The following is a 24,331-nucleotide window of genomic DNA, read 5'->3' on the forward strand; positions in this document are numbered from 1 at the left end:
CAGCGCGTCCGGCGCGAGGAGTAGGCTGGGCGCATGAGTCTGCAAGTTGGCGATGTCGTGCCGGATTTCGAGCTGCCTGACCAGACGGGCGCGCCCCGCAAGCTCAGCGAGTTCCTCGCGCAGGGCCCCACGGTCGTGTTCTTCTACCCGAAGGCTTCCAGCCCGGTGTGCACGGTGCAGGCCTGTCAGTTCCGCGACCTCGGCGCGCAGTTCCAGGCGCTCGCGAGGGAAAAGGGCTGGGGCTCGGTGCAGCGGGTCGGGATCAGCAAGGACTCCGTCTCGGGCCAGGCCGGATTCGTCTCGGGCCGCTCGTTGGACTACCCGCTGTTGTCCGACAAGGAGGGGAAAGCGGCGGCCGCGTTCGGGGTCAAGGGCGGCCTTGGCGGGCTGAGCCCGGTCAAGCGGTCGACCTTCGTGCTCGACAAGGACGGCAAGGTGCTCAAGGCGATCTTCCACGAGTTCCGGGGCAAGGCGCACGCCGACGAGGCGCTGGAGTTCCTGCGGAGCTGGAATCCGTAACGGAGCTGGGGCGCTGCAAACCGGCGGGCCAGGCGTCTATTGGGCGTCAATTGCCCGCGGATGAGCCGAAAATCCGCATAGGATCCGGTGGTCACCGGCTAATCTGGAGCAGACCACGAGGTTCCGTCGGCGCTCAGGAGGATTTGGGATCATGCGGAGATTTGTACGACATGCGCTGACGATCATCGGTGCGGCCGTCGCCGCGACGACAGCGCCGCTCACGGCTCCTCTGGCCGCCGCCACAGCGGACGGCACGGTCTCCGCTCAGAACGGCGTGGTGTCCGTGTCCCCCGCCGAGGGCGAGACCGTCGGCGTGGCGGCTCCGGTGACCATTCGTTTCGCCGGCCCGGTCGCGGATCGCGCGGCGGCGCAGCAGGCCGTCGGCTTCTCCGCCTCGAACGTCCCGGACGGGGCTTTCAGCTGGCCCGACGACGCCACGATGCGCTGGACCCCGAGCGGATACTGGCCCTCGCACTCGACGGTCACCGTGGTCGCGGCGGGCTACCCGCACAAGTTCCGCACCGGCGCGGAGGTGGTCGGCATCGCGAGCATCAGCCAGCACACCTTCACCGTGAAGATCGACGGCAAGGTCGTCAAGACGATGCCCGCCTCGATGGGCAGGCCCAAGCACCCCACCCCGGTCGGGTCGTTCACCACGCTGGAGAAGCAGAACCCGGTGGTGATGGACTCGCGGACCATCGGCATCCCGCTCAACAGCCCGGAGGGCTACAAGCTCACCGTGTACAACGCGGTGCGCGTCACCTGGGGCGGCGTGTACGTGCACGCGGCCCCGTGGTCGGTGGCCTCGCAGGGCAAGGCGAACGTGAGCCACGGCTGCATCAACCTGAGTTCCGAGAACGCGGCCTGGTACTACAACACCGTCGGCATCGGGGATCCGGTCATCATCAACGCGTGACAGAGCCGCTGAAGCCGAGGTCCCCGCAATGGTTGTTGTTGCCGAGGTCCGCGCAGGGCAGGCGCAAGTACGTCGGCTGGGTGGGGCTCTCGCGCTCCATCTTCCTTTTCTTCCTCGTCCCGTTCTCCCTCAGCGCCCTCGTTTTCGTGTATTCCGCTGAGGGCAGGAAGAACGAGGCAGGCCAGTTGTGGGGGTTCTTGGCGTTGAGCGCCGTGCCGTCCCTCTGCACGGTGCTGTTCTTCGTGAACCGTTTCCGGCAGCGCCCGCGCGGACTGCGGACGTTGCCGCCGCTGCGCCCGCTCGGCGAGCCGCAGCGCGATCACCATGCTTCCGCGCGCACGGGACCGGCGGGCGTGCGCTATCCGCTCCGAAGCGCCGATATCCAAATGAAAAACGTGGGCAGGCTCTTGGCGGCGGCGCTGCTTGCCACGCTGGGGGCGCTGCTGTTTTTCGGAGCCGAAGGAGAGTGGACGCGCCGAGCTGGGGCCGGTCTCGTCCACTGGTACGGCGGCTTGACGATCCTCGTTGGCGCGGTCGGGGCGCTCGTGGTCCTCGTCGCCTGGTTCCGGGGAGCAGGTCGGTCCAGTTTCGCCATTGTTGCCGCACCGAGCGGGATCTGGCTCCCTTCGGCGCTGCGACATGAGCCGGTGTTCTGGGATGACATCGCTGCTTTCCAGCGCCAATCGCTCGCGCTCTCATACCGGGCACGGCCAGACTGGGACGAATCGCGAGCGCTCCTCTCCTGGCAATGGGAGACCGAGAAATGCGAGGTCGACGTGCTCGCGATCATTGGGGCCGACGGGGAGGCGGCGGCGTATTTGCCGCTGGACGAGCTGCCGGACCCAGAGCGATTCGTCCGACAGGTCGAAACGATCTGGCGCGACCCCGTCTTGCGCGCCGAGCTGGACAGCGAGGAAGCCGCTCGGCGGCTGCAGAACTTGTAGCCGTGGAACGGCGAGCGCGTCAGCCCAGTTCCCCGGCCGCCGCGTCGTCGAGGAACCACACCGTGCGCTCGGAGCCCTGCGCCCCCGAGGACGGCACGTCGACCGGCGCGGCCCCGCCGAGCGCGGCTTTCGCGGCGGCGGCTTTCCCCGCCCCGGAGACGAGCAGCCACACCTCGCGGGCGCGATGGATCGCGGGCAGGGTGAGGGTGATCCGCTCGGGCGGCGGCTTCGGCGAGTCCAGGACGGCGAGGACGGGTTTGGCCTGCTCGCGCACCGCAGGGGTGTCCGGGAAGACCGAGTTGATGTGCCCTTCTTCGCCCATGCCCAAAAGATGCAGGTCGAAGCCTTCGGGCAGGATCTCGGCGTATGCTTCGGCCGCGGCTTCGGGGGTGGCCCAGCCGCCGCCGGGGGCTCCCATCCGGAACACCCTGGCCGGGTCGGCCGGCACGTGGTCGAGCAGGGCCTCGAAGGCCTGGCCGTCGTTGCGCTCGGGATGCCCTGCCGGCACCCAGCGCTCGTCGCCCCAGTAGAAGTCGATCTTGTCCCAGGCTAGGTCGGCCCCGCGCAACGCCTTGAGCAGGCCGATGCCCGCCCCGCCGCCGGTGAGCACCACCGAAGCCGAGCCGCGATCGGCGAGCGCCGCGCCGACGAGCGCGACGAACCGCTCCCGCGCGGCGGCGACCAGGCTCTCCAGGTCGGAGACGCGGACGAGTTCGACCTGCCCGCCGCTCATGCGGCTTCCTCCGGCTGGATCACCGTGGCGAAGCCGAGCAACGCCTGCTCGTACACCTCGTCGGGGTCCATGAACCGCAGCTCTTGGGCGAGCAGCGCGGGCACGTCCTGGTTGAACAGCGAGACGGCGCTCTCGGGGCGGCCCGGAGACACCACGCGGCCGTTGCCCTTGGCGTCGGCGGTCAAGGACAGCGCTCCGCTCTCGCGGCGCAAGGAGATCTCGAAGTCGCCGAGCCCCCGGCGCACCGGCACCCCGAGCCGCGCCGAGAGCCAGCCCGCGACCAGGTCGAGGGTGATCGAGAGCTTCGGCCCGAGCACCACGGCCTCGGTGACCGGGTCGTAGTTCGGCTCGTCCAGCGAGGCGGTGAGGATAGAGCGGATCGGCGTGGCCTTGGCCCACACGAGGTCGGTGTCGCCAGGCGCGTAGCCGCTGGCGAGCGTCGACAGCGCGGCAGCGGCGTCGACGGCGGCGATCGAGTTCGTGATCCGGCGGGAAGCCTGCGCGCCGATCGGATCCTGCGAAGGCACGGCCGGGGCTTGCCCCGGCCACCAGGCCACCACGGGGGTGTCCGGGAGCAGGAACGGGATCACCACGCTGTCCCCGTGGTCGGCGAGCGGGCCGTACAGCCGCAGGACCACCACTTCGGAGGCTCCCGCGTCGCCGCCGACCCGGATCTGCGCGTCGAGCCGGGTCGCGGCGTACCGCTGGCCCTTCGCCACGATGATGACCCGGCAAGGGTGCTCGCGGCTCGCTGCCACGGCTGCCGACACGGCGAGTTCCACCTCGTCGCCGTCCTCGACGCAGACCACCAGGGTGAGCACCCGGCTCACCGCGGAATTCCCCGCAGCGGTGCGCAGCGCGACGAGCCGCTTGGAGATTTTCTCCGTCGTGGTCGCTGGCAAATCGACAATGCTCATTACGGCCTCCTCCATTGCCGCCCCGACTGCGCGAGCATCCGAGTCGCGCTCGTGGGCCCCCAACCTCCGGACGGGTACTGCTCGGGCGCGCCGTTCGCGGCCCAATGATCGAGCACCGGGTCGAGGATCTTCCAGGACAGCTCCACCTCGTCGGTGACCGGGAAGAGCGAGGGCTCGCCGAGCAGGACGTCGAGGATGAGCCGCTCGTACGCCTCTGGGGAGGATTCGGTGAAGGACTGCCCGTAGTTGAAGTCCATGTTCACATCGCGCACCCGCATCGCAGAGCCCGGCACCTTCGAGCCGAACCGCAGGGTGACGCCCTCGTCCGGCTGGATCCGGATGACCAGCGCGTTCTGCCCGAGCTCCTCGGTCATCGCCTCGTCGAACGGCAGGTGCGGGGCGCGTTTGAACACGAGGGCGATCTCGGTGACGCGTCGTCCGAGCCGTTTGCCGGTGCGCAGGTAGAAAGGCACGCCGGCCCAGCGGCGCGAGTCGACGTCCACAGTGATCGCGGCGAACGTCTCGGTCGTCGAGTCCGAGGCGAAGCCTTCCTCCTCCAGGAGGCCGCAGACCTCCTGCCCGCCCTGCCAGCCGCGCGCGTACTGGCCGCGCGCGGTGGTCTCGTCCAGCGGGTACGCGAGCTTCGCGGCGGAGAGCACTTTGGTCTTCTCCGCGGTGACCTCGTGCGCGGCGAAGCTGACCGGCTCCTCCATCGCGACGAGCGCGAGCAATTGCAGGAGGTGGTTTTGGATCACGTCGCGCGCGGCTCCGATGCCGTCGTAGTACCCCGCGCGGCCGCCGAGCCCGATGTCCTCGGCCATGGTGATCTGGACGTGGTCGACGTAATGCGCGTTCCAGATCGGCTCGAAGAGCTGGTTGGCGAACCGAAGCGCCAGGATGTTCTGCACGGTCTCTTTGCCGAGGTAGTGATCGATGCGGAAGATCGACCGCTCGTCGAAGACCTCTTTGATGACTCCGTTGAGCTCGATGGCGCTCTCCAGGTCGTGGCCGAACGGCTTCTCCACGACCGCGCGCCGCCAGCTGCCCTCGGGCGGGTGGGCGAGGCCGGTGGCGGAGAGATGCTTGAACACGAGCGGGAAGTCTTTCGGCGGCACCGAGAGGTAGAAGGCGTAATTCCCGCCGGTGCCGCGCTCCTCGTCCAGGCTGCGCAGCGTGTCGGCGATCCGCTCGAAGGAGGCGTCCTCGTCGAAGGCGCCCCGCACGAACCGCATGCCCTTCGCCAGCCGGGCGAAAGTCTCCTCGCGGAACGGCGTGCGGGCTTTGGCCTGCACGCATTCGCGCACGAAGTCGGCGAACGCGGCGTCGTCCCAATCCCGGCGGCCGAAGCCGACGAGGGAGAAGCTGGGGGAGAGCAGCCCCCGGTTGGCGAGGTCGTACACGGCGGGCATGAGCTTGTGCCGGGAGAGGTCGCCGGTGACCCCGAAGACGACAAGCCCGCACGGCCCGGCGATGCGCGGCAGACGCTTGTCCCGCTCGTCGCGCAGCGGGTTCGTCCACCCGAGCGGGGGATGCGCCGCCCCGGTCTGCGACCCGTTGCGTCGCCCCTCGCCCGCCGAGCGCGCGAGAGGAACGTCGGCCTCGTCTTGCGCCTCGTCCGCCCGCAGCGCCGGCTCCTCGGTCTGGGTCATCCTCGGAGCCCTTCCAGATGCGCGGAAGTGGCATCGAGGAGCTCCTGCCAGGAGTCGATGAACTTCTCCACGCCCTGGGACTCCAACACCTCGAACACATCGTTCAAGTCGATCCCGGCCTCGGCCAGCTTGGCGAAGACGCCGTGCGCGTCCTGCACCTTGCCGACCACGGAGTGCACATGCGTCTCGCCGTGGTCCGCGAAGGCCTGGAGGGTCTTCTCCGGCATGGTGTTCACGGTGTTCGGGGCGACCAGATCGGAGACGTACAGGGTGTCCGGGTAGGCCGGGTTCTTCGTCCCGGTGGAGGCCCACAGCGCCCGTTGCGGGTTCGCGCCCGCAGCCTTGAGCTCGGCGAACTCGTCGGAGGAGAACTTCTGCTGGTACAGCTCGTAGGCGAGCACGCCGTTGGCGAGCGCGGCCTTCCCCGCGAGCGCCGTCGCGGCCTCGGAGCCGATCTTCGCCAAACGCTCGTCCACTTCGGTGTCCACGCGGGAGATGAAGAAGGACGCGACGGAATGGATCTTGGCGAGGTCGTGGCCCGCCGCCGCGGCGGCCTTCAGGCCCTCGATGTACGCGTCGATGACCTTGCCGTGGCGCTCGACCGAGAAGATGAGCGTGACGTTCACGCTCACGCCCTCGCCGATCACGCGGGTGATCGCGGGCAGGCCCGCCTTCGTCGCGGGGATCTTGATGAGCACGTTCGGGCGGTCGACGATCTTCGCCAGCTCCAACGCCTGGGCGACGGTGCCCTCGGTGTCGTGGGCGAGGCGGGGGTCCACCTCGATGGACACCCTGCCGTCCACGCCTCCCGAACGTTCGTAGACCGGGGCGAAGAGGTCGCAGGCCGCGCGGACGTCGTCCGTCGTGAGGGCGGTGATCACGGCTTCGGTGTCCGCGCCGCGCGCGACGAGTTCCGCGATCTGGGCTTCGTACGCCTCTCCCTTGGAGAGCGCGGCCTGGAAGATGGACGGGTTCGTCGTCACGCCGACCACGGATCTGGTGGCGATGAGCTCGGCGAGGTTGCCGGTGCGCAACCTGTCTCGGGAGAGGTCGTCGAGCCAGACCGAGACGCCCGCCTCGCTCAGTGCCGTCAAGTTTGCGTTCTGCTCGCTCATGGTGCTCCTTATGTCGTATCGTTCGGTGTTTGGGTTAGCGCTGTGCTTTGTCCAGGGAACGAAGGGCGGCTTCGACCACCGCTTCTGCGGTGAAGCCGAATTCGCGGAACAGCGTCTTCGCGTCCCCGGAGGCTCCGTAGTGCTCGATGGAGACGATTTCGCCCGCGTCCCCGACGAACCGGTGCCACGGCAGGGCGACGCCGGCCTCCACGGCGACTCTGGCTTTCACCTCGGGCGGCAGGACCTGGTCGCGGTACGCGGGGCCCTGCGCCTCGAACCACTCCAGGCTGGGGACTGAGACGACCCGCGCCCCGACCCCCGGCTTTCGAGCTCTTTGCGGGCCGCCACGGCAAGCTGCAGCTCCGAGCCGGTGGCGATGAGCAGCACCTGCGGCGCGGTCGCCTCGGCCTCGGCCAGGACGTACGCGCCCTTGGCGACGCCCTCGGCGCTCGTGCCCTCGAGGACCGGCAGGTCCTGGCGGGTGAGGATCAGGCCGACCGGGCCGCGCAGGCCGAGCGCGGCCCGCTCCTTGCGGTCGAGCAGGGCCAGCCAGGCGTACGCGGTCTCGTTGGGGTCGCCGGGCCGGACCACGTTCAGGTGCGGGATGGCGCGCAACGCGGCGAGGTGCTCGATCGGCTGGTGGGTCGGGCCGTCCTCGCCCAGGCCGATGGAGTCGTGGGTCCAGACGTAGATCGGGTCGATCTCCATGAGCGACGCGAGCCGCACCGCAGGCCGCATGTAGTCGCTGAACTGCAAGAACGTCCCGCCGTACGGGCGGGTCGGGCCGTGCAGGACGATGCCGCCGAGTATGGCGGCCATCGCGTGCTCGCGGATGCCGAAGTGCAGCGTGCGCCCGTACGGCTCCGCCTGCCACGTCCCGGTCGAGATCGAGGCCGGCCCGAACGAGTCCGCGCCCTTGATCGTTGTGTTGTTGCTGCCCGCGAGGTCGGCGGAGCCGCCCCAAAGCTCGGGGAGGAGCGCGCCGAGCGCGTTCAAGGTTTCGCCGGAAGCCTTGCGGGTGGCCGCGCCCTTGCCGCCGACCTCCCATTTCGGCAACGCTTCGGCAAGGCCCTCGGGCAGTTCCTGGGCCGCCAGCCGGTCGAAGAGCTTTTTGCGCTCGGGCTCGCGGGCGGCCCACTCCGCGAAGGCCTCGTCCCACGCGGCGTGCGCCTTGGCCCCGCGCTCCTGCAGGCCTCGGGTGTGCGCGATGACCTCGGGGGCCACCTCGAAAGTCTGCTCGGGGTCGAAGCCGATCGCCCGCTTGACCGCCGCGACCTCCTCCGCGCCGAGCGCGGCTCCGTGCGCGGCCCCGGTGTTCTGCAGCTTCGGGGCCGGGTAGCCGATGATGCTGCGCAAGATGATGATCGACGGCTTGCTCGTCTCGGCTTTCGCGGCCTCCAGCGCGGCTTCGATGGCGGCGACGTCCTCGCCGGAGTCCACGTGCAGCACCTGCCAGCCGTACGCCTCGTACCGCTTGGCCACGTCCTCGGTGAAGGCGATCTCGGTGTCGTCCTCGATGGAGATGTGGTTGCGGTCGTAGACCACGACCAGGTTGCCGAGCTGCTGGGTGCCCGCGAGCGAAGAAGCCTCGCTGGTCACGCCCTCCTCGAGGTCGCCGTCCGAGGCCACAACGTAGATGTGGTGGTCGAAGGGGCTTTGGCCGACCGGGGCCGACGGGTCGAAGAGGCCGCGCTCGCGGCGGGCGGCGTAGGCCATGCCGACGGCGTGGGCGAGGCCCTGGCCGAGCGGGCCGGTGGTGATCTCCACGCCCTTGGTGTGCCGGTACTCGGGGTGGCCGGGCGTGAGCGAGCCGAAGACGCGCAGATTCTTGATGTCGTCGAGTTCGAGGCCGAACCCGCCGAGGTAGAGCTGGATGTAGAGGAAGAGGCTGGCGTGCCCGCAGGAGAGGACGAAGCGGTCGCGCCCGACCCACTCGACGTCGTTCGGGTCGTGCCGCAGCACCCGCTGGAACAGCGTGTAGGCGAGAGGGGCGAGGCTCATCGCGGTGCCGGGGTGCCCGTTGCCGACCTTCTGGACGGCGTCGGCGGCGAGCACCCGGACCGTGTTGACCCCGCGCGTGTCGAGGTCGCTCCAATCAGCGGGGTAGGCCGCGCGGGTGTGCTTGGCGATGAGGGCGGGATCCGCTGGGCTTGCAGTGGCCTGGTCGGTAGCTGACACGTTCTTCCTCGGTCTTTCATGTCCGCGGGTCGATCTTCGTTCGCGGCCGATTTCGATGGCGGGAAAGGCTCGTCGCCGGACGAGTTCTCGAACGCCCGGCAGCGCCAAGTCCAAGCCTAGCGCGCCGTTGCGAAGCCTGCCGGGAGGAGCTGTGCGAAGCCGGTCGGAGCGGGTCGGGTCCGGGGCGAATTGGGAGTGCGGGCCTCGCTCGTCTACCATCGTGTGTAGTAGATCAGCCCAATCGTTTTCTGAGGAGCATCGTGCCGGTCAGCGTGGAACCCGCCGAGCGGGGTGCGCCCGTCCCTTCGTTGGCGGGCCGTTCCCTGTCGCTGGTGCGGGATTACCTGGCGCTTACCAAGCCGAGGGTCATCGAATTGCTCTTGGTCGCGACGATCCCGGTGATGCTGCTGGCGCACCGGGGCACGGTCGATCTGAAGCTGATCCTCGCCACGCTCTTCGGCGGATGGCTGGGCGCGGCGAGCGCCAACACGCTCAACTGCGTGGTGGACGCGGACATCGATAAAGTGATGGATCGCACGAAAAATCGTCCGCTGGCGCGCGGGGCGATGAGCGTCCGGGCGGCGCTGGTGTTCGGCCTCTGCCTCGGCCTCGCGTCCTTCGTGTGGCTGTGGCGCGTGGCGAACCTGCTCTCCGCCGCGCTCGTGGTCGCGACGATCGCGTTCTACGTCTTGGTCTACTCGATGTACCTCAAGCGCCGCACCTCGCAGAACGTGGTGTGGGGCGGCGCGGCGGGCTGCATGCCCGCGCTGGTCGGCTGGGCGGCGGTCACCGGATCGCTTGACTGGCCCGCGCTGGTCGTGTTCATGGTCATTTTCTTCTGGACCCCGCCGCACACCTGGTCCCTCGCCATGAAATACCGCGAGGACTACTCGGCCGCCGGGGTGCCGATGCTGCCGACGGTGGCCGACGAGCGCCTGGTCGCCCGGCGCATGGTCTGGTACACCTGGGCCACCGTCGCGACGACGCTCCTCTTGATCCCGGTCGCGGGCCCGCTGTACGCCGGGGTGGCGACGCTGGCGGGCGCGTGGTTCCTCTACGAGGCACACCGGCTCAGCGCCGGCCTGGCCTCGGGCCGCCCGGTGACTCCGTTCCGCCTGTTCCTGCAGTCGAACAACTACCTCGCCGCCGTGTTCGTCGGGCTCGCGGTCGACTCCGCCCTGGCCTGGCCGACTGTGTCCTCTCTGCTGTCCTGATTCTCGAAGTGACGGCGACCTGTGTCGTGGTCAACCCGAAGTGGTACCGTTAGCTGTGGTTGCCCGCACACCGTTATAGCGGTTGTTCTGATCGGGCCCGAGCAAGCTATAGAAGGGATTGATGCAGGTGAGCGCGACGTCCAAGGTGAACTCCCTGGTGGGCTTGGCGAAAGACGCGGCGGTCGCCGTCGGAGTCGGACTTCGCGCGGGGATCATCCCCACGACTCCCTTCCCCCGCCCGGATTACTCGTTGCGCCTCTTGGCCGGAATCGACGTCGTCGGCCCCGTCGCGGCTGCGGTGGCGGCGAACGCCGCGTTCACCCCGAACAAGATCGGCTTCATCGACGAGCACGGCTCGCTCACCTTCAAAGAGATGAACGACCAGGCCAACGCGTTGGCGCGCGGCTGGGCCGCGAAAGGCCTCAAGGCGGGCGACAGCATCGGCTCGCTCTCGCGCAACCATCGGGGCCTGGTGCTCACCATGGTCGCAGCGGGGAAGATCGGCGTGAAGGTGTTGCTGCTCAACACCGGTTTCGCCGCGCCCCAGCTGGTCGACGTCATGAAGCGCGAGGGCGGCAAAGCCATCGCGTTCGACAGCGAGTTCGCTGGCATCATCGAGAAACTGCCCGAGGACGTGTTCCGCACGCTGGTCTGGGAGGGCGGGGAGGACCCGGCCGCGACCAAAGGGCTGCCCACCATCGAGGAGGTCAGCGCGGGCCAGAGCCGCGAGAACCTGCCCAACCCCGGCAAGCTGGGCGGCTTCACGCTGTTGACCAGCGGCACGACCGGCACGCCGAAGGGCGCGCCCCGAGGCAAGGTCAATCCGATCGGCTCGGCGCAGTTCCTGCACCGGGTGCCGCTGCGCGGCGGGCAGCGCTTCCTCGCGACGGCTCCGCTCTTCCACGGAACCGGCCTCTCGCAGTTCATCCTCGCGCTCGTGCTGCGCCACACGGTCATCTTGCAGCGCAAGTTCCAGCCGGAGCAGACCCTGCAGCTCATCGAGAAGTACAAGGCGCAGGTGCTCGTCGTGGTGCCGACGATGCTCCAGCGCATCATCGACCTGCCTAAAGAGACGCTCGACAAGTACGACGTGCGCAGCATCAAGGTGATCTTCGCCGCAGGGTCGGCGCTCTCCCCCGACCTCTCCACCCGGATCATGGACCACTTCGGCGACACGCTGTACAACCTCTACGGCTCGACCGAGGTCGCCGTCGCGACGGTCGCCCAGCCGTGGGAGATGCGCGCAGCGCCGGGCACGGCGGGCCGCCCGCCGGTCGGGGTGAAGCTGGCGCTCTTGGACGAGAACGGCAAGCGCATCACGGAGCCCTTCAAGGAGGGCCGGATCTTCGTCCGCAGCATGCTCTCGTTCAACGGCTACACGGACGGCCGCAACAAGGAGATCATCGACGGGCTCATGTCCAGCGGCGATATGGGCCACTTCGACGATTTGGGCCTGCTCTACGTGGACGGCCGCGACGACGACATGATCGTCTCCGGCGGCGAGAACGTCTTCCCCCAGGAGGTCGAGCACCTCTTGACCGAGCACCCTGATGTTTTCGAAGTCTGCGTGATCGGCGTGGACGACGACGAGTTCGGCAAGCGGTTGAAAGCGTATGTGGCGAAGTCTCCGGATTCCGACCTCAGCCAGGATGACGTCCAGTCGTACGTCAAAGCGCACCTCGCCCGCTACAAGGTGCCGAAAGAGGTCATGTTCGTCGACAAGCTGCCTCGGAACGAAACAGGCAAGGTTTTGCGCCGTGTGCTCCTCGAGGAGCATAAAGCGGCGGTCACCTCGGCGAAGGCCGCTCCAGTTGCGAAGGAAACTCCTGCCGTCAAGGAGGCCCCGGCTGCTCCCGTCGCCAAGGAGGCTCCGGCCGCTCCCTCCGCTCCCGCCGCCCCGGCTGCGAAGGAGGCCCCGGCTGCTCCTGCCGTCAAGGAGGCTCCCGCCGCCCCGGCTGCGAAGGAGGCCCCGGCTGCTCCTGCCGTCAAGGAGGCCTCGGCCGCGAAGGAGGCTCCGAAGCCGAAGGCTCCCGCCCCGAAGCCTGCCGCCCCCAAGCCCTCGGCTGCGAAGGCTCCCGCCGCGAAGCAAGAGCCGGCCGTGAAGCCGAAAGCCGCCGCGCCGGAGGCGGAAGCGCCGCAGGCGCAGCCCCCGGCCAAGGAAGAGCCCCCCGCGAAGCAAGAAGTCGCCGCTGACGGGGCTATGGCGACCCAACACGCCTCTTCCTCCTCCCAGCAAGGGTGACCAGCGGGCTGCATCTGGTGCTCGGCGACGAGCCTTTGCTCGTCGAACGGGCGGTGGGCGCAGTCCTTCGAGGAGCCAATGCGCGAGACGAGTTCTCCGACAACGCGGTCGCCGCGCCTGCGGTCTCCAGGCTGCGGGCGGGCGACGCGACGGCTGCGCTGCTCGCGGAGCTGACCAGCGCTTCGCTGTTCGACGAGCACCGGGTGCTCGTCTTGGACGAGGCGCAGCAGGCGGGCGCGGAGCCGTGCGCTCGGATCCTCGACTTGGCGCGGGAGCGGGAAGAATCGGTCACGTTGGTGGTCTGCCACTCCGGAGCCGCCAGGAACCGTCCGCTGGTGAACGCATTGCGCGAACTCGGCGCGCAGGTTCACGACTGCGCGAAGTTGACGAGGGCCGGGGACCGGCTGGATTTCGTTCGGGCGGAATTCCGCTCGCACGACGTGCGCGTCCCTCCCGCAGCGGCGCAAGCGCTCTTAGAATCTGTCGGCTCCGACCTGCGCGAACTCGCAAGGGCGTGCTCGCAACTCGCCTCGGACACCGGGGGAGTGGTGAACGTCGACGCGGTGCGCCGGTATTTCCAAGGGAAAGCCGAGGTGACTGGTTTCGACATCGCCGACCTCGCGCTCTCCGGGGAGGCCGAGGGCGCGTTGACCGCTGCCAGGTGGGCGCTCGCGAGCGGCGTCGCCCCCGTGCTCATCGCGGACGCGCTGGCGGAGTCCGCGCTCTCGCTCGCGAGGGTCGGGGCGGCGGGGCGGGCGAGCCCCGAGGCGCTCGCGTCGAGCCTGGGGATGCCGCCGTGGCGGGTGAAGAAGACCCAGGCGCAATGGCGGGTCTGGAGCGCGGGCGGCAAGGCCGAGCAGTCGGCGCTTGGCCGGGTGGACCGCGCGCTGCGCCTTGTGGCCGAGCTCAACGCGGACGTCAAAGGCGCGGCGGCGGACGTCGAGTTCGCGGTGGAGTCCGCCGTGCGCGAGCTGACCGGTCTAGCTCGGGATAGATGAAATATCCCACATAGTTTTCGATGCTACGATGAATTTATGTCTGAGGACGATCAGCTCCGCGCCGACGAGATCCAGCCGACCGGGGGCTGGATCAGGGAACTGCTCACCGAAGAGGGGGAAAGCCTGTGGTCGCTTCGAGTCGAATGCCGCGCAGTGGAGCGCCCGTACGGCTCGACGCCGCTGAACGTCGAGGTCGACTGCGTCGACTTCGGGCTCCCGGCGGGCGACGGCCTCGCAGGCGCGGAAGCGGTGCTCGTCGGCGACGATGACGAGCCGTCGGCTTCGGTGTATTTCTTCGAGCACTACGCGTACGACCGGGCCGTGGTGCGCGTGCTCAGCCGGCAGGGCGAGCGGGCGCGGGTGTCGGTGGAGCTGGCGGAGGACCTTTACGGCCTCGGGCTCGAGCGCATCAGCCTGACCGCCGAAGTCGAGGTCGTGCCTGCGGTTCGGGCGGTCAGCTCGTCCCTGGACTGAGCAGCCCTTCGACCGCGGCCCGGATCGGCTCGGGGACGGGGACGGGCTGGCGGGTCTGCTCGTCGACGTAGACGTGCACGAAGCGGCCGAGCGCGGCGGGCTCGGCCTCGCCGAGGCGGAACACGGCGAGCTGGTAGACGACGCTGCGGTTGCCGAGCCGTTCGCAGGCGATGCCGACTTCGAGCTGGTCGGGGAAGCTGATCTGGCGAAGGAATCGGCAGGAAGTCTCCGCGACCACCCCGATGGCGGGCAGATCCCTGGTGTCCATGCCGGTCGCGCTCATCAGCCAGGCGTTCACCGCCGTGTCGAAATACGAGTAGTACGTCACGTTGTTCACATGCCCGTAGTGGTCGTTGTCCGCCCAGCGGGTCGGCATCGGCCAGCGTGTCGCGAACGTCGGGGCCTCGCTCATGAGAGCCCCCCGTGCGGGAGCACCACTTGCCGCACCGCGACCCCGTCCGCGAGCAGGTCCATCGCCTCGTTGAGGCGGTCGAGCGAAGTGGTGTGGCTCTTGAGCTTTTCGGCCGGCAGCGCGCCCTGCTTCCAAAGGCCGATGAGGAACGGGATGTCCTCCTGCGGATTCGACGAGCCCATGTAGGAGCCGATCGCGGATTTCGACTCGCCGACGAAAGCGACGGCGGGCAGCGTCAGCTCCGAGGTCGCCGGCGGGAGCCCGATGAACACGGCGGCTCCGCCCCGGCCGGCGAGCTCGAAGGCTTGGCGCATCGCGGCGGCCTGGCCGACGGCCTCGAACGCCCAGCGGACCCCGAGCCCGCCGGTGGCCTCCGCGACCACAGCCGCCGCCTCTTCGGGCGCGGCGGCATGGCTCGCGCCGAGCTCCAACGCCAGCTCTCGCTTCGCCGGGACCGGGTCGATCGCGACGATGGGGCCAGCCTGCGCGGCTTTCGCGCCGAGCACTGCGGCGAGGCCGACCCCGCCGAGGCCGATGACGGCGACGCTCTCGCCCGCCTTGACCGCCGCGGTGTTGCGGACCGCGCCGAACCCTGTGAGCATCGCGCAGCCGAACAGCGCGGCGACGTCCAACGGCAGGTCGGGGTCGACCACCACGGCGGAGGACCGGTCCACGACGGCGTGCTGGGCGAACGCGGACACGCCCAGATGGTGGTGCACCGACTCGCCGTCGGCGTCGGTGAGCCTGCGAGCCCCGGAGAGCAGAGCCCCCGCGCCGTTGGCCTTGGCGGCGGTCACGCAGAGCGTGGGCTGTTTCGCGGCGCAGGCCGCGCAGGCGCCGCAGCTCGGCATGAAGACGAGGACCACGTGATCGCCCTCCCGCACGTCGCGCACGTCCGAGCCGGTCGCGACGACGACCCCGGCCGCCTCGTGCCCAAGCGCCATGGGCAGCGGGCGCGGGCGGTGCCCGTTGATCACGGAGAGGTCGGAGTGGCAGACGCCCGCCGCCTCGATACGGACGACGAGCTCGTGCGGGCCTGGGCCTGCGAGGTCGAGTTCTTCGATCCGCAGGGGGAGCGAGGTCGTGTACGGACGGGGCTCGCGCTCATGGCGCAGCACTGCCGCGAGAGTTTTCATGGGTCGAGCCTAACCGGGCGGCGGCTCGCGTGGTCTTGGGGTGGGAAAACGTGTGAAGCCGGGCCCGAGGGCCCGGCTTCACAGGAAGAATGCTGCTGGGGTGTTACGCCCCGATCTTGTTGACAAGGATCGCCAACGCGCTCTTGCGGTTCGCCGCGTTGTTCTTGTGGATGACGCCCTTGCTCACGGCCTTGTCGAGGCTGCGGTTGGCGGCGACGAGGAGTTCGGCGGCCTTCTCCCGCTCGCCCGCGGCGGCGCTGGTGCGGACCTTGCGGATAGCGGTGCGCAGGGCGGAGCGCACAGCCTGGTTGCGCTGGCGGGCGGCCTCATTGGTCTTGATGCGCTTGACCTGCGATTTGATGTTCGCCACGTGGATGTCGTCCTTAAGTTCTCGGCGGCTTTGGGCCATACTCGTCTGAAGCTTCTGGCGAAGCGCCCGACCCGCCGTCGGCGGAATCCTGGCTTTCGCGACGAGATAGCGTACCATGCGCGCCCCGGTCGGAGCTAATCGTGCAGCTCAACGGCGCCTCGCAAACTTCGCCCGGCGAATGTGAGGCTGCTGTGCCATAATCAAAACAGCATGACTCCGACCACAAATTCCTCGAAACTGCAGGCGAAGTCGGCTTCTTCGCAATCCCAATCGCAAAGCCAGGATTCGCGCCCCAGAAAAGACGACGGGAAGTCCGGCAAGAACAAGGGCGGAGCCATGCAGTCTCAGTCTCAGTCTCAGTCTCAGTCTCAGTCGCAGCAGACACAGTCGCAGAGCGCGTCCGTCGAGCTGACCGGGGCTTTCGACGGCTACGCGGAATCCCCCGGGTTCGAGAAGAACTTTGACGAGATGTTCGAGCAGGACGGCTCCTCCCGCGCCCCCTACCGGGGCGTGTTCCAGGCGCTGGAACCGTTGGACTCCGACGATCTGACCGCCCGCGCGGACGCGCTGGGCCGGGCCTTCATCAACCAGGGCATCACCTTCTCCCTCTCCGGGCAGGAACGGCCCTTCCCGCTCGACCTCATCCCGCGCGTCATCGCGGCGGCGGAGTGGACCAAGCTGGAGCGGGGGATCACCCAGCGGGTCCGGGCGCTCGAAGCGTTCCTCGACGACGTGTACGGCGACCAGGAGATCCTGCGCGACGGCGTCATCCCGCGCGCGCTGATCTTCTCCTGCCAGCACTTCCACCGGCAGGCGGCCGGCATCCGCCCGCCCAACGGCGTGCGCATCCACGTCGCCGGCATCGACATCATCCGGGACGGGCAGGGGACGTTCCGGGTGTTGGAGGACAATCTGCGCAACCCGTCCGGAGTGAGCTACGTGATGGAGAACCGGCGCACTATGACCAGGGTGTTCCCCGACCTGTTCGGGACGCACCGGGTCCGCCCGGTGGACGACTACCCGGCCCACCTGCTCCGGGCGCTGCGCGCAGCGGCCCCCACCAACGAGGACGACCCGACCGTCGTGGTGCTCACGCCAGGCGTGGCGAACTCCGCGCACTTCGAGCATTCCCTCTTGGCCAGGCAGATGGGCGTCGAGCTGGTCGAGGGCCGAGATCTCTTCTGCCGGGACAACGTCGTCTACATGCGCACGACCGAGGGCGAGGTCCAGGTCGACGTCATCTACCGGCGGATCGACGACGAGTACCTCGACCCGTTGCAGTTCAAACCGGAATCCCTCCTCGGGGTGGCGGGCATCGTGAACGCGGCGCGGGCCGGGAACGTCGTCATCTCCTCGGCGGTCGGCAACGGCGTCGGGGACGACAAGCTGGTGTACACCTACGTGCCGACGATGGTCGAGTACTACCTCGGCGAGAAGCCGCTTCTGGCGAACGTCGACACGTTCCGCTGCTGGATCCCCGAGGAGCTGGAGGAGACGCTCGACCGGATCAACGAGCTCGTGCTCAAGCCGGTGGAGGGCTCGGGCGGCTACGGCATCGTGTTCGGGCCGGACGCGTCGGAGAAGGAGCTGGCGACCCTCGCTCGCAAAGTGCGGGCCAACCCGCGCGACTGGATCGCGCAGCCGGTGATGCAGCTGTCCACCGTGCCGACGAAGGTCGGCGACAAGGTCTCCCCCCGGCACGTGGACCTGCGCCCGTTCGCCGTGAACGACGGCGAGAACGTGTGGGTCCTGCCGGGCGGCCTCACCCGAGTCGCCCTGAAGGAGGGCTCGCTGGTGGTGAACTCCAGCCAGGGCGGCGGCAGCAAAGACACCTGGGTGCTCGGCAGCCGTTCCCAGGCGAAGACGGAGGGCATCTCATGATGCTGGCGCGCAACGCGGAGTCGTTGTTCTGGATCGGCCGCTACGTGGAGCGCGCCGACGACACGGCGCGCATCCTCGACGTCGGGGTGCACCAGCTCCTCGAGGACGCGACGGTGGACGCCGACCAACAGGCGCGGGGGCTCTTGCGGATCCTCGGCATCACCCCGCCGGACGGGGAGGAACTCAACGTCTGGTCGATGACCGAGCTGGTGGCGTTCAACCGGGAGAGCGGCGACTCCATCGCGGACGCGCTCTATCGGGCGCGGGAGAACGCGCGAGGGGCGCGCGAGGTCACCTCCACCGAGATGTGGGAGTGTCTGAACACCACGTTCAACGGCATCGCGGACAGCGAGAAGCTGGCCCGCAAACTCGGCCCGCACGAGTTCTTCTCCTACGTGGAGAACCGCTCCGCCCTGTTCTCCGGGCTGGTGGACTCCACGCTCTCGCGCGACGACGGGTACTTGTTCCTGCTCCTCGGCAAGCATATCGAGCGGATCGACATGATCATCCGACTGCTGCTGGTCGGCTCCGGCGACCGCTCGGACGCGTCCTGGGTCTCGGTGCTGCGCGCCGCGGGAGCCCATGACACCTATCTGCGGACCTACCGGGGCGTGCTCAATTCCACCTCGGTCGTGGAGTTCCTGGTTCTGGACCGCCTCTTCCCCCGGTCGGTGTTCTACTCGCTGCACCGCGCCGAAGAATGCCTCGCCGAGCTGGACCGGGGCGACCTGTACTCCAGGGTCGGCTCGCAGAACGAGGCGCGTCGGATCATCGGCGGCGCGCGCAGCGATTTGGAGTACACCCGCGCGTCCGATTTGGTCGACGACCTCTACGCCAGGCTTTCCCGTGTGCAGGCGGCCTGCCTGGAGACCGGCGAGGCCGTCGCCGAGCGGTACTTCACCGTCGAGCCGTACATGCTGTGGAGCGACGTCCGCGCGATCGGCCGTCCGGGCGCGGACCTGGAACCTGAGACGGGAGCCGCCCGATGAGCTGGAGATTGCGCGTCGTCCACACCCTCGGCTACGCCTACAACTTCCCGGTGCGCGCCTCGTTCAACGAAGTGCGGATCAACCCCCGCAACGACGCCAGGCAGAACGCCGTCGTCAGCCGGGTGACCACGAGCCCCGCCACCCGGTACTACCGGTACTCGGACTACTGGGGCACGTTCGTGACGGCCTTCGACCTGCATGCCCCGCACTCCGAGCTGGAGATCGTCGGCACCGCCGTTGTGGAGACCGACGTCGAAGGCGAGCTGGAGAAGCCGCTCGGCTGGGACGAGCTGGCCTCGCCACGGGTGACCGACCGCTACTACGAGTACCTCGGCTACACCGACCTCGTGCCCAACTACCGCCCGCTCCTTGGCGTGGCGCGGCGGCTGCGCAAGCAGGACCTGTCGCCGCACGAGACCGTGCGCGCCGTCGCCGAATGGGTCAAGGGCGAATTCGAATTCGTTCCGGAGACCACGAACGCCCAGATCACCGCCGTCGACACCGTGAACGCGGGCAAAGGGACGGTCCAAGACCTCACCCACGTGTCGCTCGCGGTCCTGCGCGAGCTCGGCATTCCCGCGAGGTACGTGGCGGGGTATTTGCATCCCGACAAGAAGGCGAAAGTCGGCGAGGCGGTCGAGGGCCGCGTCTGGTCGTGGTTCGAGGCCTGGTACGGCGCGTGGCGCGGGTTCGACCCGGTGTCGGGCGCCGCGATCACCGAACGCCACGTCGCCATCGGCCATGGGCGGGACTACGCCGACGTGCCTCCGATCAAGGGCATCTACACCGGCGGCGTCGCCACCGATCTCGACGTGCACGTCGAGATCACCCGCCTGGCCTGACGTTCGAGGTCCAGATCGCGACCGGCGGCGTTGCTCCGCTCCTCGCGCGCCAGGCTCGTGCCCCGCTGTGTGCGTGCGCCACGTCAGTCTGAGACTCGCCCGCTTCGCAAGGGCGAGCGCGCGGCGCCTCGCATCTCGTCGATCCGGGGTCCTGCGAATTTCCGTGGCAGTTCGGGCTGTGACCTCCGTCTTAAATCTTGCATTTCAAATACCAGTTTGAAATGCTGGAGGTATGCAGCTCACCCGGTTCACCGACCTCGGCCTTCGGATCACGATGCTGCTCGCCGCCGCCCCGGCGGACCGGCAGCTGTCGACCGCGCAGGTGGCCGAGCAAATGCGCGTGCCGTACGCGCACGCGGCCAAGGTCGTCGCGCGCCTGACCGGGCTCGGCGTGGTGGAGTCCACGCGGGGCAGGGCCGGCGGGATCCGGCTCGCCGAGTCCGGCGCGGGCAGGTCCGTCGGCTGGATCGCCAGGCGGCTGGAGGGGGACGGCGAGATCGTGGAGTGCGAGGGGGCCGACCCGTGCCCGCTGCGCCAGGCGTGCCGCCTTCGCGGCGCGTTGCGTCAGGCGCAGGAGGCGTTTTTCCAGGTTTTGGACCGTCAGACGGTCGCGGACATGGTCCGCGTCCCGACGGAGCCGATCCTGCGGGAGCTTGTGCTCTCCGCAGGACGAGAGAAAGGAAACTGATGTCCCAGCCAGAGGCGGCCCTGTCCGAGAAAACCTTGTCCGAGAAAACCTTGTCCGAGAAAACCCTGTCCGAGAAAGCCCTGTCCGGAGCCGAGCTGGACGTGATCCGGCAGACCGCCCCGGCGGTGGGCGGCGCGCTCGACGAGATCACGCCGTTGTTCTACCGCAAACTGTTCGCCGCCCATCCCGAGCTGGGGCGGGACTTGTTCAACCGGGGCAACCAGGCGCAGGGCGACCAGCCCCGCGCGCTGGCTGGCTCCATCGTCGCGTTCGCCGGTCTCGTGCTGGAAGGAGGCCAAGAGGGCTATGGCTCCGTGCTCGACCGGGTGGCGAGCAAGCACGCCTCGCTCGGCGTCGTGGCGGAGCAGTACCCGATCGTCTACGAGCACTTGTTCGCCGCGATTGTCGACGTGCTCGGCGAGGCGATCACCCCGGAGGTCGCCTCGGCGTGGACCAAGCTGTACTGGCTGATGGCGGACGAGCTGGTCGCGAGGGAGCGGGCGCTGTACGACGCGGCGCATGTGGCCCCCGGCGACGTGTGGCGCGAGGCGCGAGTGGTCTCGCGCGCCTTCGAGTCGGCGGATGTGATCAGCCTTGAGCTGGCCTCGGTCTCTGGCGAGCTGCCCGCGTTCCTGCCGGGGCAGTACGTCTCGGTCCAGGTGGCGCTGCCAGACGGGGCGCGCCAGATCCGGCAGTACAGCCTCTCGCGGGGACAGGCCCCCGGCACTTGGCGGATCGGGGTCAAGCGGATCAAGGGCGAGGCTGGCGTGCCGGACGGAGAGGTGTCCGGCTTCATCTACGAGCATGTTTTCGAGGGCGACCTGCTCCGCGTGTCCATCCCCTCGGGCGATCTCGTCCTCGACGAGTCCGACCGCCCGCTGGTCCTGGTGTCGGCGGGGATCGGCTGCACGCCGATGATGGGCATGCTCCACCATCTCGCCGCCGAACGCTCGAAGCGCCCGACGAAGGTGCTGCACGCGGACCGGGCGCTGTCGGCCCACGCCTACCGCGCGGAGCTCGCGGAGCTGGTCGACCGGCTGCCCGACGGGCGGCTGTGGACGTGGTACCAGAGCGTCGGCCGGTCGAGGGAGGGCGTGCTGTCCGGGCTGATGGACTTCGAGGCCGTCGACATCGCGCCGGGCTCCATCGCGTTCGTGTGCGGGCCCAAGCCGTTCATGCGGTACGTCGTGGCGGCGCTGATGGACAAGGGGATCCCCGAATCGGACGTCCGGTACGAGCTTTTCGGGCCGCACGCCTCGCTCTTGGACGCGTAGCCGCCGCGCAAAGCCCCGCCGAGGTCGACGGCCTCGGCGGGGCTTTTTGCTGCGCGCCGCCGGACATAGCGGTGTGACCAATACATATGACGTAGACAACATCACATTGTTATGATTAGCTCATGTTGTGGTACGCTCCATCTCAATGAAGGCATAACAATGTTAGGGCGCTGTTGCGGCGCCCTAAGGCGAAAGGTGGAAGAGCATGGCCAAGCGAAAAGGCGAGAGGGTTTTCGTGGTCGGCGTCGGGATGACGAAGTTTGAGAAGCCGGGTCGGCGAGAGGGGTGGGACTATCCGGCAATGGCCCGCGAGTCGGGCACGAACGCGTTGGCGGACGCCGGGATCTCCTACGACAAGGTGGAGGCGGCCTACGTCGGATACGTCTACGGCGAGTCGACCTCCGGACAGCGCGCCGTCTACGAGCTCGGCATGACCGGCGTGCCCGTGGTCAACGTCAACAACAACTGCTCGACCGGATCTTCGGCCCTCTACCTCGCGGCGCAGCAGATCCGGGGCGGCCTGGCGGACTGCGTGCTGGCGCTTGGTTTCGAGAAGATGCAGCCCGGCTCGCTTGGCTCCACCTACGACGACAGGGAGCAGCCGATGGAGCGGCACATCATGGCGCTCGCCGAGATCTCGGAAGTGCTCTTCCCCCCGGCCCCGTGGATGTTCGGCGCGGCGGGCCGCGAGCATATGAAGCTCTACGGCACGACCGCCGAGCATTTCGCGAAGATCGGCGAGAAGAACCACCGCCACTCGGTGAACAACCCGAACTCCCAGTTCCGCGACGAGTATTCGCTCGACGACATCCTCGCCTCGCGGATGATCTACGACCCGATCACCAAGCTGCAGTGCTCGCCGACCTCGGACGGCTCCGCCGCCGCGATCCTCGCCAGCGAGGCGTTCGTGGCCGAGCATCAGCTCGCGGACCGGGCGGTGGAGATCGTCGGACAGGCGATGACCACCGACTTCCAGTCCACCTTCGACGGCACGGCGAAGAACATCGTCGGCTACGACATGTCCAAACAGGCCGCACTGCGGGTCTACGACCAGTCCGGCTTGGGGCCAGAAGACTTCCAGGTCGTCGAGCTGCACGACTGTTTCTCGGCGAACGAGCTGCTGACCTACGAGGCGCTCGGGCTCTGCGCCGAGGGCGAGGGCGGCAAGCTGGTCGAGAACAACGAGACAACCTACGGCGGCACATGGGTGGTCAACCCCTCCGGCGGGCTCATCTCCAAAGGGCACCCGCTCGGGGCCACCGGGCTCGCGCAGTGCGCCGAACTCACCTGGCAGCTGCGCGGCGACGCGGACAAACGCCAAGTGGGCGGCGTGACCGCCGCGCTGCAGCACAACATCGGCCTCGGCGGGGCCGCGGTCGTCACCGCCTACCAGCGCGCCGTCCGCTGAGCAGTCCGACCCCCGTCCGCAACACCAAAGAACCAACGCCAAAGAACAAGGAATATCGAGAGAAGGAGCACCCCATGGGCGCCATTGAAACAACCACTACCGTCCCCCTGCCGCCGGAAAAGGTCTGGGCCGGGATCACCAACCTCGAGGACTACGGCAAGTGGATGACCATCCACACCAAGTGGAAGGGCGAAATGCCCGCAAAGCTGGCGAAAGGCTCGCAGTACGCCGAGGTCGTCACGATGATGGGCATGGCGAACGTCATCACCTGGACCGTGGACGAGTTCGAGGAGAACAAGTTCTGGAAGAGCACCGGCACGGGCATGGCCGGGGTGAAGACCACGACCAGCATCAGGCTCGAACCGGAAGGCGACGGGACCAAGGTCACCATCGGCAGCGAGTTCAGCGGCAATATCATCAAAGGCCCGCTCGCCAAGGCCATCGAGAAAGCCGGCCTGAAGGATCTCGAGGCCTCGATCGCGAAGCTCACCGAGCTTCTGCAGTCCTGAGCGGAGGCGGCGGATGTCTGCACCGACTGAAGAGCTGCGTTTTGACGCGGACGGCCTCGACAAATGGACCGAAGAGTCCCGCTACGAGGTGACCAAGGAAGCGATCGTCGCATACGCCGAGGCGACGAACGACCCGATCCCCGAGCACCGCGCTGGCCTCGTCGCCCCGCCGGTGTTCGCCATCGTCCCGGTTTTCGAGAACATGACCGAGCCGGTGCTCGAAGTGGTCCCGCTGCAACTGTTCGGCCTCGTGCTGCACGGCGAGCAGGACTTCCGGTTCCACCGGCCGATCTATCCGGGCGATGTGCTCTTGACCCGATCGAAGATGATCGGGTTCGACGGGCTGGAGAACGGCAGCCGGGGGGTCACCCTCATCGAGACCCGGTTGGAGAGCGGCGAGCTGGTCAACGAGCAGTACGTGACCTTCTTCATCCGGAAGTTCACCAACCCCGAGACGGCCGGCGTGCTCGCGCCCGAGCACAAGTTCCCAGAGGCGCTGCGCGAGCAGGCTCCCGCGGCGCGGGTGCGCGCTCGTGTGGACGAGGACCAGACCTATCGCTACAGCGAGGCATCGGGCGACCCGATGCCGATCCACTTGGACCGGGAAGTCGCGCTTGAGGCAGGCCTGCCGGGCATCATCGCCCACGGCCTGTGCACGCTCGCCTTCACCTCGTGGGCGGCGCTGACCGCGCTGGCCGACGGGAAGACCGAGCGGCTCAAGCGCCTCGCGGTCCGCTTCGCGAAACCGGTGTTGCCGGGGCAGGAACTGGAGACGACGCTGTGGCGGTCGGGCTCCGGAGACGGAGCGGTCAGCTACGCGTACGAGACCACGGTCGGGGACGCCGTGGTCATCAAAGACGGTCTCGTCCTCATCGCGGATTGAACAACGCGATCGCCGATTGAACGATTGAACGATTGAACGA

21 protein-coding genes and 2 pseudogenes are annotated in these 24,331 nt (G+C 68.5%); 15 read left to right on the forward strand and 8 right to left on the reverse strand.

Features of this window, described 5'->3' with window-relative positions; genetic code table 11:
* The first annotated feature begins 39 nt into the window (after positions 1-39).
* The 3 genes from HMPREF9336_RS05465 to HMPREF9336_RS05475 all read left to right on the forward strand — a co-directional run bounded on the left by HMPREF9336_RS05465 (position 40) and on the right by HMPREF9336_RS05475 (position 2,379).
* Positions 40-519 carry a peroxiredoxin gene (locus tag HMPREF9336_RS05465; protein ID WP_040585084.1) on the forward strand — a complete coding sequence of 160 codons (480 nt, stop codon included), beginning with the start codon at positions 40-42 and terminating at the stop codon, positions 517-519.
* Between the two features lie 151 nt (positions 520-670).
* Positions 671-1,435 carry a L,D-transpeptidase gene (locus HMPREF9336_RS05470; protein WP_007469790.1) on the forward strand — a complete coding sequence of 255 codons (765 nt, stop codon included), beginning with the start codon at positions 671-673 and terminating at the stop codon, positions 1,433-1,435.
* The gene (locus HMPREF9336_RS05475; RefSeq protein ID WP_007469792.1) at positions 1,432-2,379 is read left to right on the forward strand and encodes a hypothetical protein; all 948 of its coding nucleotides are present in this window, start codon (positions 1,432-1,434) and stop codon (positions 2,377-2,379) included. Before HMPREF9336_RS05470 ends, HMPREF9336_RS05475 begins: the two co-directional genes overlap by 4 nt.
* A 19-nt stretch (positions 2,380-2,398) precedes the next feature.
* Here the strand turns inward: HMPREF9336_RS05475 and pgl are convergent, their stop codons facing one another.
* The 5 genes and pseudogenes from pgl to tkt form a co-directional block, all read right to left on the reverse strand.
* Complete coding sequence (gene pgl, locus HMPREF9336_RS05480) at positions 2,399-3,112, reverse strand: 6-phosphogluconolactonase (protein WP_007469795.1); 714 nt, start codon at positions 3,110-3,112, stop codon at positions 2,399-2,401.
* Positions 3,109-4,029, reverse strand: coding sequence for a glucose-6-phosphate dehydrogenase assembly protein OpcA (locus HMPREF9336_RS05485; protein ID WP_007469797.1), 921 nt, complete (start codon positions 4,027-4,029; stop codon positions 3,109-3,111). The genes pgl and HMPREF9336_RS05485 overlap by 4 nt, the downstream gene beginning before the upstream one ends.
* On the reverse strand, positions 4,029-5,678 hold the full coding sequence (gene zwf, locus HMPREF9336_RS05490) for a glucose-6-phosphate dehydrogenase (RefSeq protein ID WP_007469799.1): 1,650 nt from the start codon (positions 5,676-5,678) through the stop codon (positions 4,029-4,031). The genes HMPREF9336_RS05485 and zwf overlap by 1 nt, the downstream gene beginning before the upstream one ends.
* Positions 5,675-6,793, reverse strand: a complete 1,119-nt coding sequence (gene tal, locus HMPREF9336_RS05495) for a transaldolase (protein WP_007469802.1) — start codon at positions 6,791-6,793, stop codon at positions 5,675-5,677. Before tal ends, zwf begins: the two co-directional genes overlap by 4 nt.
* Positions 6,794-6,827: 34 nt before the next feature.
* Positions 6,828-8,923: pseudogene (gene tkt, locus HMPREF9336_RS05500) on the reverse strand (transketolase).
* A 308-nt stretch (positions 8,924-9,231) separates the two neighbouring features.
* Here tkt and HMPREF9336_RS05505 point away from each other — a divergent pair.
* The 4 genes and pseudogenes from HMPREF9336_RS05505 (at position 9,232) to HMPREF9336_RS05525 (ending at position 13,899) form a co-directional block, all read left to right on the forward strand.
* Positions 9,232-10,185 carry a heme o synthase gene (locus HMPREF9336_RS05505; protein WP_007469807.1) on the forward strand — a complete coding sequence of 318 codons (954 nt, stop codon included), beginning with the start codon at positions 9,232-9,234 and terminating at the stop codon, positions 10,183-10,185.
* 121 nt (positions 10,186-10,306) lie between these two features.
* Positions 10,307-11,956, forward strand: a pseudogene (locus HMPREF9336_RS05510) (AMP-binding protein); the annotation flags it as partial.
* A 467-nt stretch (positions 11,957-12,423) separates the two neighbouring features.
* The gene (gene holA / locus HMPREF9336_RS05520) at positions 12,424-13,425 is read left to right on the forward strand and encodes a DNA polymerase III subunit delta (protein ID WP_007469810.1); all 1,002 of its coding nucleotides are present in this window, start codon (positions 12,424-12,426) and stop codon (positions 13,423-13,425) included.
* 36 nt (positions 13,426-13,461) lie between these two features.
* On the forward strand, positions 13,462-13,899 hold the full coding sequence (locus HMPREF9336_RS05525; RefSeq protein WP_007469813.1) for a hypothetical protein: 438 nt from the start codon (positions 13,462-13,464) through the stop codon (positions 13,897-13,899).
* On the opposite strand, the gene HMPREF9336_RS05530 is transcribed toward HMPREF9336_RS05525, so the two are convergent.
* The 3 genes from HMPREF9336_RS05530 to rpsT all read right to left on the reverse strand — a co-directional run bounded on the left by HMPREF9336_RS05530 (position 13,880) and on the right by rpsT (position 15,817).
* A complete protein-coding gene (locus HMPREF9336_RS05530) occupies positions 13,880-14,311 on the reverse strand; it encodes an acyl-CoA thioesterase (protein WP_007469816.1) in 432 nt (143 codons plus the stop codon). The two genes, HMPREF9336_RS05525 and HMPREF9336_RS05530, sit on opposite strands and share 20 nt — an antisense overlap.
* Entirely contained in the window at positions 14,308-15,447 is a 1,140-nt protein-coding gene (locus tag HMPREF9336_RS05535) for a zinc-binding dehydrogenase (RefSeq protein WP_007469818.1), read from the reverse strand. The genes HMPREF9336_RS05530 and HMPREF9336_RS05535 overlap by 4 nt, the downstream gene beginning before the upstream one ends.
* Positions 15,448-15,550: 103 nt before the next feature.
* Entirely contained in the window at positions 15,551-15,817 is a 267-nt protein-coding gene (gene rpsT / locus HMPREF9336_RS05540; RefSeq protein ID WP_007469820.1) for a 30S ribosomal protein S20, read from the reverse strand.
* 468 nt (positions 15,818-16,285) lie between these two features.
* Between rpsT and HMPREF9336_RS05545 the strand changes: the two genes are divergently transcribed.
* The 8 genes from HMPREF9336_RS05545 (at position 16,286) to HMPREF9336_RS05580 (ending at position 24,291) form a co-directional block, all read left to right on the forward strand.
* Positions 16,286-17,698 carry a circularly permuted type 2 ATP-grasp protein gene (locus tag HMPREF9336_RS05545; RefSeq protein WP_425277260.1) on the forward strand — a complete coding sequence of 471 codons (1,413 nt, stop codon included), beginning with the start codon at positions 16,286-16,288 and terminating at the stop codon, positions 17,696-17,698.
* Positions 17,698-18,687, forward strand: coding sequence for an alpha-E domain-containing protein (locus HMPREF9336_RS05550; RefSeq protein ID WP_007469824.1), 990 nt, complete (start codon positions 17,698-17,700; stop codon positions 18,685-18,687). Before HMPREF9336_RS05545 ends, HMPREF9336_RS05550 begins: the two co-directional genes overlap by 1 nt.
* Entirely contained in the window at positions 18,684-19,529 is an 846-nt protein-coding gene (locus HMPREF9336_RS05555; RefSeq protein WP_007469826.1) for a transglutaminase family protein, read from the forward strand. Before HMPREF9336_RS05550 ends, HMPREF9336_RS05555 begins: the two co-directional genes overlap by 4 nt.
* 232 nt (positions 19,530-19,761) lie before the next feature.
* Entirely contained in the window at positions 19,762-20,217 is a 456-nt protein-coding gene (locus tag HMPREF9336_RS05560; protein WP_021030164.1) for an RrF2 family transcriptional regulator, read from the forward strand.
* Positions 20,217-21,491 carry a globin domain-containing protein gene (locus HMPREF9336_RS05565; protein WP_007469830.1) on the forward strand — a complete coding sequence of 425 codons (1,275 nt, stop codon included), beginning with the start codon at positions 20,217-20,219 and terminating at the stop codon, positions 21,489-21,491. Before HMPREF9336_RS05560 ends, HMPREF9336_RS05565 begins: the two co-directional genes overlap by 1 nt.
* A gap of 205 nt (positions 21,492-21,696) precedes the next feature.
* Positions 21,697-22,899 (forward strand): lipid-transfer protein, encoded by a 1,203-nt coding sequence (locus HMPREF9336_RS05570; protein ID WP_007469832.1) that lies wholly within the window; start codon positions 21,697-21,699, stop codon positions 22,897-22,899.
* A gap of 74 nt (positions 22,900-22,973) precedes the next feature.
* Positions 22,974-23,408, forward strand: coding sequence for a type II toxin-antitoxin system Rv0910 family toxin (locus HMPREF9336_RS05575; RefSeq protein WP_007469833.1), 435 nt, complete (start codon positions 22,974-22,976; stop codon positions 23,406-23,408).
* Between the two features lie 13 nt (positions 23,409-23,421).
* On the forward strand, positions 23,422-24,291 hold the full coding sequence (locus HMPREF9336_RS05580) for a MaoC/PaaZ C-terminal domain-containing protein (protein ID WP_007469835.1): 870 nt from the start codon (positions 23,422-23,424) through the stop codon (positions 24,289-24,291).
* The last annotated feature ends 40 nt before the right edge of the window (positions 24,292-24,331 follow it).

Origin of the sequence: Segniliparus rugosus ATCC BAA-974, assembly GCF_000185725.2 — a bacterium.
Lineage (GTDB): Bacteria > Actinomycetota > Actinomycetes > Mycobacteriales > Mycobacteriaceae > Segniliparus > Segniliparus rugosus.